Raw genomic sequence first — 14497 nt, 5'->3', positions numbered from 1 at the left:
GCTCCTGTGCTGCGGCGTGGTTCTGGGAGCATGATCTTCTGGAGTCGGTGCCACGATAGCAAAGGGAGCAGGACTTGTCGGACCGGATTTTTCGTTTCGGGCTCGTGGCGGCGTCGCGGGGGACGGTCGGCGAATGGGCGGCGCTCGCCCGCCGCGCCGAGGAGCTCGGCTTCTCGACGCTGCTGGTGCCCGACGGTGTCCGGGCGAATCCCTCGTTCCTCGGGCTGGCCGCCGCAGCGTCCGTGACCGAGCGGCTGCGGCTGGGCAACTTCGTGCTGCCCGTCCCGCTGTACACCCCGCAGTCGATCGCGTGGGAGGCCGCCGCACTCGACCGGCTCTCGGAGGGCCGGTTCGAGCTGGGCCTCGGGGCGGGCAGGCCGGACGCGGCGGGCGACGCCGAGCTGATGGAGGTGCCCTACGGCAGCCCCGGCGAGCGGGTGCGCCAGGTCGGCGAGGCCATCGAGACGGCGGACCGGATGTTCGCGCAGGAAGCGTTCAGGCCCGCGCAGACCCCGCGCCCACCGATCATGGTCGCGGGCGGCGGCGACAAGCTGCTCACGATCGCGGCCCGCCAGGCCGACATCGTCGCGGTGGCCGCCGACGGCTCCGAGCGCGGCCTCGGCGAGAAGCTGCGGCTGGTGCGGGAGGTGGCCGGCGACCGGTTCGACGAGCTGGAGCTGAGCGTCAACGTCTTCCACATCGGCGACGGCGAGGTCTCGCCGTGGGTACGGATGTTCGGCATCGACCCCGAGCGCACGGCGGACAACCAGAACGTGTCCGTGCTGACCGGCGACACGGCGACGGCGATCGACACCCTCAAGCGCCGCCGCGACGAGCTCGGCGTCTCCTACGTCACGATCAACGTGATGGCACTGGAGCAGGCGATTCCCGTGGTGGCGGCGCTGGCCGGCACCTAGAGCAGCCGCAGCTGCTGCTCCCGCGGCCGGTTTCGCGGTGAGCCGAGCACCTCCACGGCGTCGCCGAGATCGGCGAGGAACCGGGAACGGCCGCTCGTGCGCCCGCCGCGTTCGGCGGCGTGGCTCAGGTACAGGTGCCGCTGCGCGCGGGTGATGCCGACGAACAGCAGCCGACGCTCCTCGGCCAGCTCCTCCTCGGCCGGCTCGGTGCCGGGCCAGCGCAGCGGCAACAGGCCGTCCTCGCAGCCGACGACGAACACGACGGGAAACTCCAGCCCCTTCGCCGCGTGCAGCGTCAGCAGCGAAACGCGGTCGGCCCGCGGATCCCAGGTGTCCACCTCGACCCCCAGCGACAGCTCCGTGCGGAACCGCGCCAGGTCGTCGCCGCACCGCGACGCCAGCGGCTTCAGCAGGTCCACCGCCGTGTGGATCTCGGCCGCAGCACCGCCGCGCGCGAGCACGACGTCGCCCGCGCGCCGGACGCGCTCGGCCACCGTGGTCCCCTCCCCCGGGAACGCGAACTCGGCGACGATCTCCGCCACGCCGGGCCGTTCGGCCAGCCGGTCGTGGGACCGCGGGCCTGCCGGTCGGTCCGGTACAGCACGGCGAAGTCCGCGAAGCCGAGTCCTTGCGTGCCGTCGGCGGCCACCCGCCCGCTGTCGAGCGAGTGGAACGACGCGCCACCGAGCAACTGGTCGATGGTCCGGACGACGAACGCGGCCTCGGCCCGCTCGTCGGCCGCGTGGTGCACCCCGACCGGCGCGTCGCCGTGCGCGCCCATCGGCCGCAGCTCGCGCCCGGGCACGAGCGTGCCGGGCTCGATGACCCGCAGGGCGGCGTCGACGATTCGCGGGTTCGACCGGTAGTTCCGCGTCAGCTGGACGGTCCGCGCCGGGGCGAAGTCCTGCTGGAAGCGCAGGAAGAACCCGACGTCCGCGCCGCGGAAGCGGTAGATGGCCTGGTCCGGGTCGCCGATGGCGGTCAGGTTGCCGTCGGCGGGGGCGAGCAGCCGCAGCAGCCGGTACTGCTGCTCGTCGACGTCCTGGTACTCGTCGACGGAGATCCAGCGGTAGCGCTCCCGGTAGGCGGCGGCCAGCGCCGGGTCGGCTTCCAGCAGGGCTGCCGGCAGCGCGACGAGGTCGTCGAAGTCGACGAGATCCTGGTGCCGCAAGGCTTTCGTGTACCGCTCCGCCAGCTCGTCCGTGCTGCCGGTGCGGCGGTGGCGGGACAGCTCCCCGAGCATCCGCCGGGCGTCGCCCTCCTCGCCGGTGACCTCAGCGAGGATCGCGAGCTGCCGGGCCTGGTCGGCGATCCCGAAGTCCGCGCTGAGCCCGGCGCGATCGTGCAGCGCACGCAGGATCCGCACGCCGAGCGAGTGGAACGTCGCGACCGTCAGCTTCGCCGCTTGTGCGGGCACGAGCGCGGCCAGCCGTTCCGCCATCTCCTCGGCGGCACGACGGGTGAAGGTGATCGCGAGGCACTGCTCGGGCGGCACGTCGCGGTCGGACACCAGATGCGCGAGGCGATGGGTCAGCGTCCGGGTCTTGCCGGTGCCCGGTCCCGCGATGATCAGCAGCGGGCCGTCGCCGCTCCCGGCCGCCTCGCGCTGGTCGGGGTCGAGGCCGCCGAGCAGCGTACCGGTCTTCGTTTTCGGTTGTGCCGCAACGGGTTTCCCGGCGACCGGCGGCGCGCTTTCCGGTATGCTCCGCTGCTTCACCGGTTTTTCGGCAGTGGCGAACAGGCCGTCGTCGAACAGGCCGATCGTGGCGGACTGCCTCAGCTCCGCGGGCTCGAACAGCCGGATCACCCCGTACTCGCCGTCGTAGCCGGGATCGCGGATCACCTCGCCGCGCCGCAGCCGCCGGACGGCCTCCCCCAGCAGCGGCGAGCGCGCTTCGAGGTCCTCGGGCGGCACGTCCTGCAGGATCGACAGCTCGGGCCCGAAGGTCGCGGTGAGCTGGTCGATCTCGCGGAGCACCTTCTTGCTCTTCGGTCCCACGCCGAGGATCTCGCTCATCACCTCCGGCAGCGGCACGAGGCTGCGGAACGGCGCGGCACCGGCCGGGCGCACGGCCTCCGCCCGGTCGGCCAGCTCCGCCACGCGGCTGAGCACGCCCACGGTCAGGGGCTTCCCGCACTCCGGGCACAGCCCGCCGTGCGCGCGGGTCTCCCCCGGCTCCATCCGGACACCGCACTTGCGGTGCCCGTCCACGTGGTACTTGCCCTCCTCCGGGAAGAACTCGATCGACCCCGCGTGCCCGCGCCCGGTCTCCAGCGCGCGCTTGAGCGCGAAGTAGTCCAGGTCGGTGTCGAACACCGTCGCCTCGCGCCCGAGCATCGGCGGCGAGTGCGCGTCGGAGTTGCTGACCAGCCGGTACCTGTCGAGCCCGCTGATCTTCCAGTTCATCTCGGGATCGCTGGACAACCCGGTTTCCAGCGCGAACACGTGCTCGGCGAGATCGGCGTAGCAGTCCTCGATCGCGTCGAACCCGGACTTCGAGCCGAGCACGGCGAACCACGGCGTCCACACGTGGGCGGGCACGAGGTACGACCCGGCGCCGCTCTCCAACGTGATCTCCAGCAGGTCCCGGGAGTCCAGCCCGAGGATGGGACGGCCGTCGGAGCCGAGGTTGCCGATCCGGCCGAGCCGCTGGTTGAACTTCTCGGCCGCCTCGAAGTCCGGCACGTAGACCAGGTGGTGCACCTTGCGGGTGCGCTCGGCCCGCTTGTAGATCGTGGAGATCTCGACCGAGAGCATGAACCGCACGTCCGAGGCCGAGCACGCCGGCGGCAGGCGGCGCCGGATCGCGGTGTCGAGGTCCTCGCGCAGCCGGAACAGGCCGGGCTCGGCCGGAACCAGGTTCTCGCGCAGGTGCTCGAACCACGCGGGATGCGTGAAGTCCCCGGTGCCGACGAGGGTGACGCCCTTGCGGCGCGCCCACCAGGTCAAATGTTCGAGGTCGCAGTCCTTGCTGCACGCACGGGAGTATTTCGAGTGGATGTGCAGGTCGGCTACAAAGCGCACCGCGGCATCTAACCAGAACGTGGTTCTTCCCCGGCGGCCGCCGGGCCGGAGTAGTCGCGGAACAACTCCACCCCGCCGCCGCCGACCCTGACCACGGTGAGGTGCCTGCTGCCACCGGCTTCCCACTCGACGACGAGCACGTCCGGATCGGTCGTGTCGTACCTGGTCTGCGACACGATCGCGGTGATGTCGTCCCGCACGTACTCACGCACCTGCTCGCGGCCGCGCAATGCGGCCGGCCCGAACGGGAGCTCCAGCACCCCGTTGACGGCGAAGACGGCGGCGAACCCGTGCACGTCGTTGGCCAGCAGCCGCTCGTGGAGCCGGTCGACGGCCCCGTGGGCACGCTGACGGCGGTCCTGCACGGTGAGGTAGGGACTCACGCTCCGCGACGGTACCGACCACCGTCCCGGGCGCACCGCAGCAGCGGCGGTGCACCGCTCCCCGGCGCGCCTAGCTACCGCTGGCGTTCACCCCGGGCGCGGGCGCCTGCGCGTTGCCCGCGATCCCGTACCGGCCGACGGCGCCGTCGAGCTGCTCGCGCAGTGCCAGCACCGTCGCGATCCGGCCCGCCGCCGTGTTGACGTTGTCCACGGTGGACAGGATCGAGGTCGCGGAGGTGTCGGCACGGACCACCCCGAGCGCCCCGGTGCCCTCCGCCGAGGCCGGGTCGCCGGCGAGCACGCTGCCCGCACCGGACCGGTCGAGCTGCGTGGCGAACCGGGCCAGCGTCGCGGCCTTGTCCCCCGCCCCGTCACCGGTCGCCTGCCCGCTGGTCAGCACCACGGCGAGCTGCCCTGGCCCGATGCTCGGGCTGGCCCTGACGAACCCGCCGTCGGTGAGCCCGCCGATCGCCGCGGCCAGCTCGTCGGGGGTGGACTGCGGCTTCGCGGTGTCCTTGTTCAGCAGCAGCACCGAGCCGACAAGCGCACCGGCGAGGGTGCCGGGGTCGCCCGCGGTCGGGAACGTCGAGCCGGCGGGCTGCAGGCGCGTCACCACCTGCCGCAGCTGGTCGGCCTTCGCCGGGTCGACGAACGACGAGGTCAGCTGCAGCTCGCCGGTCACCGTCGCGCCCGACTGGCCGATGAGCTGCTTGAGCGCGTCGCGGTCGGCCGGCTTCGCGTCCTCGGTCGTGATCAGGATGACCGACCGCTGCGCGAGCGCCCCGGCGACGACCTTCGGGCCCATCGCACCGGCGAACGCGTCGGCATCGGTGAGCCGGGCGTTGAGCTGGTTGCGCTGTGCCTGCAGGTCGGCGACCTGACTCGCCAGCTGCCCCTTCTCGTCCGAGAGCCCGGACAGCAGCGAGCCGCTCAGCGCCGTCGAGCCGAGCACCACCCCTACCGCCAGCGCCAGGAACACCGAGGCGATCGAGACGATGTGGTACCGCAGAGAAATCACGCGAAAAGCCCCTTGACCCAGCTGGTGAACGAATTCCAGGTGGCGCGGATCCAGTCGAGGTAGACGCTGCCGACGTCGGACATCAGCAGCGCGACGACGACCACCACGAGCGCGGCGAGCACGAGCAGCACCACCGCGCCGAGCGAGACGCGGCTGCGGTGCAGCGCGGCGACAGCCTTGCCGTCCACCAGCTTCGTGCCCAGCTTGAGCCGGGTGAGGAAGGTGGACGGGTTGGAGCCGGACCGGCCGTGGTCGAGGAACTCCGCGAGCGTCGCCTGGAACCCGACGGTCACCACCAGGCTCGCCTGGTGCGCGTCGGCGATCAGGAGCGCGAGGTCCTCGGAGTTGCCCGACGCCGGGAAGGTGACCGCGCCGATGCCGAGGTCCTGGATCCGGGTGACGCCCGGCGCGTGCCCGTCGGGCTGCGCGGGCACCACGACCTCGGCGCCCGACTTGAGCGTCTCGGCACCGATACCGCTCGGGTCGCCCACGATGATGTCCGGCTGGTAGCCCTGCTCGCGCAGCGTGTCCGCGCCGGCGTCGACGCCGAAGAGGACGGGGCGGTGCTCGCCGATGTACTTCTTGAGCGCCTTGAGGTCCGCCGCGTGCCCCTTGCCGGGCGCGACGACCAGGACGTGCCTGTCCCGCAACGGGACCCGCACCTCGGGCACGCCGACGCCGTCGAGGATCAGCGTGCGCTCGCGGCGCAGGAACTCGATCGTGTTGGCGGAGAAGGCTTCCAGCTGGGTGGACATCCCGGCCTTCGCCTCGATCATCTGGTCGGCGATGCTCTCGCGGGTCTGCTCGACGCCCGAGGCGACCCGCCGCTCGCCGACGTAGACGATGCCCTCGTGCAGGCGGACCCTGGTGCCGTCCTTGAGCCGCCGCAGGACCTCGCCGCCGACGCCGTCGACCAGCGGGATGCCCGCGCCCACCACGACCTCGGGCCCCAGGTTGGGAAAGCGGCCGGAGATCGACGGCGAGGCGTTGACCACCGCGGCGACCTCGGCCTCCACCAGCGCGTCGGCCGTCGTGCGGTCGAGATCGAGCTGGTCGAGGACGACCACGTCGCCCGGACTGATCCGGCGGAGAAGCTCCCGGGTGCGCCGGTCCACACGGGCCACGCCGGTGATGCCGGGGAGGTTCTCGGTGTGCCGAGTGAGCAGTCCGGTCAGCTTCATGCCACCGATAGTGACAAACACAGGCGGCATGGCGGGGACAACACGCCGTAGCGGCGGTTGTTTCCGAGCGTGATCTTGTGCTATCCGGACTTCCGGCCGGACAGTCGAAACGACCACAAAGGACGCTTCGACCTGCGCGCCGGCTACTTCCTGGGCTTGCGCGAGCCGCCCTTCTTACGCGGGCCGGACGCGGCCGCCTTGTCGGCCTCGGCCACCGCGAGCAGCTCCTCGGCGTGTGCCCGCCCGGTCTCGGTGCCTTCCATCCCGGCCAGCATCCGCGCCAGCTCCTGCACCCGCTCGGACTGCTCCAGCGTCTGCACGCCGCTGCGCGTGATGCCCTCCGCGGTGCCCTTGTCCACCACCAGGTGCCGGTCCGCGAACGCGGCCACCTGCGGCAGGTGCGTCACGACGAGCACCTGGTGGCTGCGCGCGAGCCGCGCCAGCCGCCTGCCGATCTCTACCGCCGCCCGGCCGCCGACCCCGGCGTCCACCTCGTCGAACACCAGCGTCTGCACCGTGTCGGCGTTCGCGAGCACGACCTCGATCGCCAGCATCACCCGCGACAGCTCACCGCCCGACGCGGCCTTGTGCACCGGCAACGGCGGCGCGGCGGAGTGCGCCCGCAGCAGCAGCTCGACCTCGTCGACGCCGCTGTTCCCCGCGTGCACCAGCTCACCGTCCACCCGCAAGGCGTACTGGTCACCGGCCTCGGCGACCCGGCGCTGCACGGTCACGTCGATCTGGGCCTGGCCCATCGCGAGGCCGGCCAGCTCCGCGGTGACCTCCCCGGACAGTTCCGCCGCCGCCTCGCCGCGCGCCTTCGACAGCGCCTGCGCGTGCTCGGCGAGCTGCGCCGCGAGCTCGTCACGGCGCGCCGCCAGCTCGGCCAGCGCCTCCTCGGAGGTGTCCATTGTGGACAGCCGGGCGCGGGCGTCCTCGGCCCAGGCGAGCACGCCGTCGACGTCCGCGGCGTACTTGCGGGTCAGCTTCTTGATGTCGGCCTGCCGCGCGAGCACCTGCTCCAGCCGCTGTGGGTCGGCCTCCAGCTCGTCGAGGTAGCCGCCCAGCTCGGCGCCCACGTCGGTGAGCAGCACGGCGGCCTCGGCCAGCCGCGGCTCGAGGTCGCGCAGCACCGAGTCCTCGGCGCCGGCGAGCCGCCGTCGCGCCTCGCCCACCAGGCCCAGCGCACCCGGCGCGTCCGGGTCGCCGTCCGAGGCGCCCGAGACCGCCTCGTGCGCGGCTGTGGCCGCCGCCCGCAGCTCGTCGACCGCGGCGAGCCGTTTGATCTGCTCGGAGAGCTCGGCATCCTCCCCGGCCTGCGGGTCGACCGACTCGATCTCGCCGAGGCCGTGCCGCAGCAGGTCGGCCTGCTGCGCCAGCTCGCGCGAGCGGGTCTGCCGCTCGGTCAGCTCGGCGACCACCGACTGCCACTGCTCGCGGACCTCGCGGTAGCGCGCCAGCGGCCCGGCCACGGCCTCCCCGGCGAACCTGTCGAGCACGTCCCGCTGCTCGGCGGGGCGCAGCAGGCGCAGCTGGTCGTTCTGGCCGTGCACGGCCAGCAGCCGGTCGGCCAGGTCGGACAGCACGCTCACCGGCACCGACCGCCCGCCCAGGTGGGCGCGGGAGCGCCCGTCGGCGCTCACCGAGCGCATCGCGATCAGGCTGCCGTCCTCGTCGGTCTCACCACCCGCGTCGGTCACGATCCGGGCGACGTGCCCGGCGAGGACGCCGTCGAACCGGCCCTCGACGACGGCCCGCCCGGACCCGTTCCGCACCTTGGAGGCCTCGGCCCGCCCGCCCGAGAGCAGGTGCAGCCCGGTGACGACCATGGTCTTGCCAGCACCCGTCTCCCCGGTGACCACGGTGAAGCCCGGGTGCAGTTCGAGCAGGGCGTCCTCGATCACTCCGAGGCCCTGGATGCGCATCTCGGCCAGCACGGGGACCACCGTAGTGGCAGGGGCCGACATTTTGCGAATATATGTTCGATCAGCCCGCGTGTCGTTCGCGCCAGCTCTTCACCGGCAGCGCGAACTTGTGCACCAGCCGGTCGGTGAACGGCCCGGACCACAGCCGGGCCAGGCGCACCGGCACCCGCCCGGACACGACCCGGACCCTGGCGCCCCTGGGCAGCGCGATGTGCCGCAGCCCGTCGCAGGTCAGCACGGCCGGGGAGCCGTCGGGGTCGATGCCGACGGTGATCACCGAGTCCCGGGAGACGACCAGCGGCCGGGCGAACATCGCGTGCGCGTTGCTCGGCACCACCAGCAGCGCCTCGACGTCGGGCCAGATGATGGGGCCGCCCGCGGAGAAGGCGTAGGCGGTGGAGCCGGTCGGGGTCGCGCACAGGACGCCGTCGCAGCCGAACGAGGACACCGGGCGCCCGTCGACCTCGATCAGCGCGTCCAGGACCCGCTCGCGCGAGCTCTTCTCCACGCTCGCCTCGTTGAGCGCCCAGGTCTCGGCCACAGGCTGGCCGTCGAGGGTCACGGCGACGTCGATGGTCATCCGCTCCTCGACGGTGTAGGCGCGGTCGACGACCCGGTGCACGGTGTCCTCGAGCGCGTCCGAGTCGGCCTCGGTGAGGAAGCCGACACGGCCGAGGTTGACGCCCAGGACGGGCACGCCGGCCGGGCGCGCGATCTCGGCGGCGCGCAGCAGGGTCCCGTCGCCGCCGAGCACGAGCACCAGCTCAGCGCCCTGGGCGGGATGGTCGTGCGGGGCGACCAACGTGCACAGCCGCTCGTCTCCGCCGTGCTCGATGAGGTCCCGCACCTCTTCCTCGGTCACCCGCAGCCCGATGCCCGCGGCCGCGAACTTCGCGGCCACCTTGCGGGCGGCGTCGCGGGTGGCGTTGCGGTCGGGGTGCACGACGAGCAGCACCTCGCGCTTTTCGTTCACTGGGGACCCTCTCCGACCGCCGTGCGCACCAGTTGTTCCACGCTGTCCACAGTGGACGCTTCGCGGCGGAGCCAGGCGAAGTACTCGACGTTGCCCGAGGGGCCGGGCAAGGGGCTGGCCACAACGCCGTGTGCGTGCAGGCCCAGCTCCTCCGCCGCCGCCAGCACCCCGAGCACGGCCTGGGCGCGCAGCTCGGGGTCGCGCACGACACCGCCGCTGCCCAGCCGTTCCTTGCCGACCTCGAACTGCGGTTTGACCATCGGCACCAGGTCGGCACCGGGGAGCGCGCACGCGGCGAGCGCGGGCAGGACGAGCCGCAGCGAGATGAACGACAGGTCGCCGACGACGAGGTCCACCGGGCCGCCGATCTGGTCGGGGGTCAGGTTGCGCACGTTCGTCCGGTCCAGCACGAGCACCCGGTCGTCTGTCTGCAGGCGCCAGTCGAGCAGCCCGCGCCCGACATCCGCCGCGACGACGTGGGCCGCGCCGCGGCGCAGGAGGACGTCGGTGAAGCCGCCGGTGGACGCGCCCGCGTCGAGGCAGCGCTTGCCCTCGACGGACAGGCCACCGGGCGCGAAGGCGTCGAGCGCGCCGAGCAGCTTGTGCGCACCGCGCGATGCCCAGCCCGGGTCGTCGCCCGCGCGCACGACGATGGCGGCGTCGGATTCCACGCCGGTGGCGGGCTTGCTCGCGACCATGCCGCGCACGGTCACCTTGCCCTCGCCGATCAGCGTGCTGGCGTGCTCACGGGAGCGAGCCAGACCCCGGCGGACCAGTTCGGCGTCGAGGCGAGCCCTACGGGGCATCGGTCAAACCTTGTCGATGCTGGACAGGGCGTGGGTGAGCTCGGAGTGGACCGCGTCGAAGCGCTCGACGTGTTCCGCGAGCGGAACCCGGTCGAGGTCGTCGAGGCCGGCCATGACCTCGTCGATCCCGGCACGCGGGTCCGCCTGCGGCGCCGGGCCCGGCGGCGGCCCGGGAACGGGGCGCGGGCTGGGTTGTTGCTGCACGGCTACCACGCTAACCGATCAGTCATCGCGACCGCGTGAGCCCCAGCTCGGCCAGCGCCGCGGCGGCCTCGTCGTCCTGGGGCCGCACGTCGGTGACGCCGGACTGCCAGGCTTCGTGGCACAGGGCCCTCAGCAGCTCGTAGGCGTCCGAGGATCCCTTGGCCGAAACGACGAGCGCGTGGTTGTCGACGTCCACCTGCCAGCCCTTCTGGGGGCCGGGCTGCAGGTCCGCCGCGGGCTGGGTGAGGGCTTCGAGCGTCGCGGCGACGTACGTCGGGCGCTCCTCGGGCACAGCGGCCAGCAGGGTCGCGGGGGTCGCGACGCCGGTGAGCACGAGCAGCGAGTCGAGTCCAGCGGTGACGGCACCGGCGATGTCGGTGTCGAGCCGGTCGCCGACGGCCAGTGGTTTCGTCGCGTTCGCGGACTCCGCGGCGGTGTGGAAGAGCGGAGCGGCGGGCTTGCCGGCGACGACGGGCTCGGCACCGGTGGCTGCCTTGAGCGCGGCCACCATCGCGCCGTTGCCGGGGAGCTGCCCGCGTTCGGTGGGCAGCGTGGTGTCGACGTTGCAGGCGACCCACAGGGCACCGGCGCGGATGGCGAGGCACCCCTCGGCGAGGTGCTTCCAGCCGGTCTCGGTCCAGTGCCCCTGCACGACCGCGGCGACGCCGTCGCCCATCTCGCGGACCGGGCGCAGCCCGGCGCCCTCGACCTCGGCCGCGAGCGCCGGGGCACCGACGACCACGACCTCGGCGCCGGCGGGCAGCCGGTCGGCGAGGACCCTGGCCGCGGCCTGGGCGCTCGTGCTGACCTCGGTGGTGTCGGCGTGGATGTCCATGCCGCGCAGCGTGGCGGCGACGTCCCCGGGCGTCTTGGAGGCGTTGTTGGTGACGAACCGGACGGCCGTCCCGGCCTCCCGCACCGCCCGGATCACCTCGGCGACCCCGGGGATGGGGCGAGGCCCGTGGTAGACGGTCCCGTCGAGGTCGAACAACAGCGCGTCGTAGACGGCGGAGAGCGCGTCCCCGTCAGTCGCCATCCGGCCGCTCCACGTGGGACTTCCCGGCAGCGACGCCGGTGGCGTCGGTGGCCGCGGTTGTGGTCGCGGCGGCGCCGCCGGTGGCATCGGCGCTGGCGGCGGCGTCGGTGGCGGCGCCCTCGGCCTCCGTGCTGTGGGTGGCCGTGCCGCCGGTGGCTTCCTCCTCGGCACCACCAGCCGCCTCGGTGCCACTCGCGGTGGCGTCGGCGCTAGCCGTGGCCGCGCCACTGGCAGAGGCGTCGTTGTCCGTGCTGCCGGTCGCCGTGCCGTCGGCCGCACCGATAGCGCTGGCCGTCTCGGCAGCCCCAGCCGTGCCGCCGGTGGCGTCGTCGTCGGCACCAGCGGTCGCCTCGGCGCCACTGGCGGTGGCCGTGCCATCGGCGCCGGAGGCCTCGCTACCGGGAGCGGTGGCTTCATCCGCCGCGGCCGAGTCACCCGTCACGGCGCCCTCGTCGCCGGGGTCGGTGGCTCCGGCGTCCGCGCCATTCACGGTCGCGTCGTCGGCACCATTGGCGGGCTCGCCCTCGTCGCCGGCGTCGCCCGCGGCTTCGTCACCGCCGTCGTCCGGGGCGTCGACCTCCTCGTCCTCGAGGTCCTCCGCGAGTGCCTCGTTCAGGACCTCGGGGTCGCGATCGGCCACCACGTCGTCGGTTTGCGCCGAGTCGTAGGCACCCTCGTCGGCAGGGAGGTCGTCATTCGAGAGATCGGCCGCGCGGTCGGCGGCGTCGGTCTCGTCCTCTTCGTCAGCCTGCGCCGCGTTGAGGAACCATTCGATCGCCTCGTCACGACGGCCCGCCGCCGCGAGATTGTCCGCGTACGCGTAGAACAGCCGCGCACTCCACGGGTCCCGTTTGGTGGCGTTGAGGTCCGGGCCCTGCAGCGAGACGACTGCCGCGTCGAGCTGGCCCATGTCCCGCCGGGCCCCGGCCGCGACGATGCGCAGCTCGACCTCCACCTCCCGCGGCAGGTGGGTGCCCGCGGCCTCCTTGGCGAGGTCGAGCGCCCGCTCGGGGCGGCCCAGCGCGCGCTCGGCGTCGGCGATGACGGCGATGTGCGTGTCCGTCCGGGTCATCCGGCGGACCGCCCGCAACTCCGACAGCGCTTCGGCCCAGTTGCCGGCGTGGTAGGACACCAGCCCCAGCGCCTCTCGCACGATCGGCACGCGGGAGGCCTTGGCCTTCGCGTAACGCGCGTGCACGAGAGCGGCCTCGGGGTCGGTGTCGATCAGCCCACCGGCGGCGACGAGGTGCTTGCCCACGGTCTCCGCGAGCCCCTTCGGCAGGGTGCGCAGTTCGCGGCGGGCTTCCTCGTCCAGGTCGGCGAAGTCGATGTCCTCCGGCAGCTCAGGAGCTTCGAGGAGTTCCTTCGCCAGCGCGGTGTCGTCGAGCTGCGCCTGCGGCTTGGGGTAGGAGTGCCGGTCGTCGCGACGAGGCGCGCTGCCACGGCGGTCGTCGCGATTGGAGGCGCCTTGGTTTTCGCGGGGTCCGCTCGAACGACGGTCGTCGCGGTCGAACTTCCGGTCACCGTCGCGCGGTCCGCGGCGGTCGTCACTGCGGGGCCGGTCGAACCGCCGCTCGTTGTCGCGAGGCCCGGCCGAACGACGGTCGTCATCGCGCGAACGGTCGAAGCGCCGATCGTTGTCCCGAGGAGCGCTCGATCGGCGATCATCATCACGAGGACCGCTCGAACGGCGATCGTCGCCGCGCGAGCCACTGAACTTGCGGTCACCATCACGCGGACCACTCGAACGGCGATCGCTGTCGCGCGGCCCACTGAAGCGTCGGTCGTTGTCGCGGGGACCGCTCGAACGGCGGTCGTCAGCCCGCGGACCGCTGAATCGGCGGTCGTTGTCGCGAGGGCCACTGAACTTGCGGTCACCATCACGCGGACTGCTCGAACGCCGGTCGCTATCCCGTGAACCACCGAAGCGACGGTCATTGTCCCGGGGACCACCGAACTTGCGATCGCTGTCCCGGGGACCGCTCGAACGCCGATCGTCGTCCCGCGGACCGCTGAATCGTCGATCATTGTCGCGAGGGCCACCGAACTTGCGATCGCCATCACGCGGACCACTCGAACGCCGGTCATTGTCCCGGGGACCACCGAACTTCCGGTCACCATCCCGCGGACCGCTGAATCGGCGGTCGTTGTCGCGAGGGCCGTTGAAGCGGCGGTTGTCGTCAAACTTTCGGTCACCGCCACGGTTGTCGCCGCCGCGGTCGTTGGAGCGCCGGTTGTCGTCGCGGAAGCCACCGCGGCGGTCGTCGCCGCGGTCCTTGTTCCACGCAGGGCGGTCACCGCGATCGTTCGGGCGGGCGGAGCGGTCCTTGTTCCAGGACGGCCGGTCGCCGCGATCCTTGTTCCAGGTAGGGCGGTCGCCCCGGTCGTTGGGCCTGCCCGAGCGGTCGCCCCGGTCCCGGTCGTTCCAGCTGGGACGGTCGCCTCGCCGGTTGTCGTAGCCGCCCGACCGGTTGTCACCGCGCGGAGCCGACTTGCGGTCGTCATCGCCGCGCCGGCGGTCCTGCCGGTCGTAGCCGCCGGAACGGTTGTCCCGGCCGCTGTCGCGTGAGCGACCAGTATTTCCGCGGTCGCGGTCGTACTGTCCCGAGCTGCCGCTGCCGAACCCCCGCTTGTCACCACGCGGAGCGCCCGACTGGCGCTTGTCGGGACCCGAGTCACGGCGTCGCGGGCGATCGGACGCGGCGTCGCCCTCTGAGTCGCGCCGTCCGAACTCCGACACCTGTTCCTCCTACTGTTGGTACTGTTGGGAAAGAAAATCTGATCTTGGGCAGACACAAAGGGCCCGCTAGGAGCAGCCAACTGGCTATCCTAGCGGGCCCTTCGGAAAAGTAGTTCGGCGGTGTCCTACTCTCCCACACCCTGGCGGGTGCAGTACCATCGGCGCTGGTGGGCTTAGCTTCCGGGTTCGGAATGGGACCGGGCGTTTCCCCACCGCCATGACCACCGAAACACTGCGATCACACACGGCCCCACACCCACCGAATCGGTGGTGTGGGTGTGTGGTGTTT

The 14497-nt window shown here is 72.7% G+C and carries 13 protein-coding genes and 1 rRNA gene; 2 read left to right on the top strand and 12 right to left on the bottom strand.

All coding sequences use genetic code 11. The features are described 5' to 3' along the window. Nucleotides 1-74 precede the first annotated feature (74 nt). The gene (locus LWP59_RS12055) at nucleotides 75-917 is read left to right on the top strand and encodes an LLM class flavin-dependent oxidoreductase (protein WP_144642320.1); all 843 of its coding nucleotides are present in this window, start codon (nucleotides 75-77) and stop codon (nucleotides 915-917) included. Here the strand turns inward: LWP59_RS12055 and LWP59_RS40680 are convergent. The 11 genes from LWP59_RS40680 to LWP59_RS12005 all read right to left on the bottom strand — a co-directional run bounded on the left by LWP59_RS40680 (nucleotide 914) and on the right by LWP59_RS12005 (nucleotide 12726). Further along, nucleotides 914-1411: a 3'-5' exonuclease gene (locus tag LWP59_RS40680; protein WP_308431795.1), complete on the bottom strand. Its 498-nt coding sequence runs from the start codon at nucleotides 1409-1411 to the stop codon at nucleotides 914-916. The two genes, LWP59_RS12055 and LWP59_RS40680, sit on opposite strands and share 4 nt — an antisense overlap. After that, complete coding sequence (locus LWP59_RS12050) at nucleotides 1324-3942, bottom strand: UvrD-helicase domain-containing protein (RefSeq protein WP_308431794.1); 2619 nt, start codon at nucleotides 3940-3942, stop codon at nucleotides 1324-1326. Before LWP59_RS12050 ends, LWP59_RS40680 begins: the two co-directional genes overlap by 88 nt. Nucleotides 3943-3950: 8 nt before the next feature. Then, a complete protein-coding gene (locus LWP59_RS12045; RefSeq protein WP_229858528.1) occupies nucleotides 3951-4325 on the bottom strand; it encodes a nuclear transport factor 2 family protein in 375 nt (124 codons plus the stop codon). Nucleotides 4326-4395: 70 nt separating this feature from the next. After that, on the bottom strand, nucleotides 4396-5343 hold the full coding sequence (locus LWP59_RS12040) for a copper transporter (protein WP_144642321.1): 948 nt from the start codon (nucleotides 5341-5343) through the stop codon (nucleotides 4396-4398). Then, complete coding sequence (gene steA, locus LWP59_RS12035; protein ID WP_144642322.1) at nucleotides 5340-6524, bottom strand: putative cytokinetic ring protein SteA; 1185 nt, start codon at nucleotides 6522-6524, stop codon at nucleotides 5340-5342. Before steA ends, LWP59_RS12040 begins: the two co-directional genes overlap by 4 nt. Nucleotides 6525-6667: 143 nt before the next feature. Further along, a complete protein-coding gene (gene recN, locus LWP59_RS12030; RefSeq protein WP_144642323.1) occupies nucleotides 6668-8491 on the bottom strand; it encodes a DNA repair protein RecN in 1824 nt (607 codons plus the stop codon). Nucleotides 8492-8510: 19 nt separating this feature from the next. Further along, nucleotides 8511-9422, bottom strand: coding sequence for an NAD kinase (locus tag LWP59_RS12025; RefSeq protein ID WP_144642324.1), 912 nt, complete (start codon nucleotides 9420-9422; stop codon nucleotides 8511-8513). After that, nucleotides 9419-10228, bottom strand: a complete 810-nt coding sequence (locus tag LWP59_RS12020) for a TlyA family RNA methyltransferase (RefSeq protein WP_144642325.1) — start codon at nucleotides 10226-10228, stop codon at nucleotides 9419-9421. The genes LWP59_RS12025 and LWP59_RS12020 overlap by 4 nt, the downstream gene beginning before the upstream one ends. Before the next feature lie 3 nt (nucleotides 10229-10231). Continuing rightward, nucleotides 10232-10441, bottom strand: a complete 210-nt coding sequence (locus LWP59_RS12015; RefSeq protein ID WP_144642326.1) for a hypothetical protein — start codon at nucleotides 10439-10441, stop codon at nucleotides 10232-10234. A 13-nt stretch (nucleotides 10442-10454) separates the two neighbouring features. Next, nucleotides 10455-11468 (bottom strand): HAD-IIA family hydrolase, encoded by a 1014-nt coding sequence (locus tag LWP59_RS12010; RefSeq protein ID WP_144642327.1) that lies wholly within the window; start codon nucleotides 11466-11468, stop codon nucleotides 10455-10457. Next, nucleotides 11458-12726 carry a hypothetical protein gene (locus tag LWP59_RS12005; RefSeq protein ID WP_229858525.1) on the bottom strand — a complete coding sequence of 423 codons (1269 nt, stop codon included), beginning with the start codon at nucleotides 12724-12726 and terminating at the stop codon, nucleotides 11458-11460. The genes LWP59_RS12010 and LWP59_RS12005 overlap by 11 nt, the downstream gene beginning before the upstream one ends. Here LWP59_RS12005 and LWP59_RS12000 point away from each other — a divergent pair. Continuing rightward, nucleotides 12661-13386 (top strand): hypothetical protein, encoded by a 726-nt coding sequence (locus LWP59_RS12000; protein WP_229858522.1) that lies wholly within the window; start codon nucleotides 12661-12663, stop codon nucleotides 13384-13386. The genes LWP59_RS12005 and LWP59_RS12000 overlap by 66 nt on opposite strands. A 934-nt stretch (nucleotides 13387-14320) precedes the next feature. Here LWP59_RS12000 and rrf read toward each other — a convergent pair. Then, nucleotides 14321-14437 (bottom strand): 5S ribosomal RNA (gene rrf / locus LWP59_RS11995). Nucleotides 14438-14497: the final 60 nt, after the last annotated feature.

The sequence above is a fragment of the Amycolatopsis acidiphila genome (assembly GCF_021391495.1).
Taxonomy (GTDB): Bacteria; Actinomycetota; Actinomycetes; order Mycobacteriales; family Pseudonocardiaceae; genus Amycolatopsis_E; species Amycolatopsis_E acidiphila.
The sequence above is the reverse complement of the archived record's forward strand: the minus strand, read 5'-3'. Positions and strand labels throughout refer to the sequence as shown.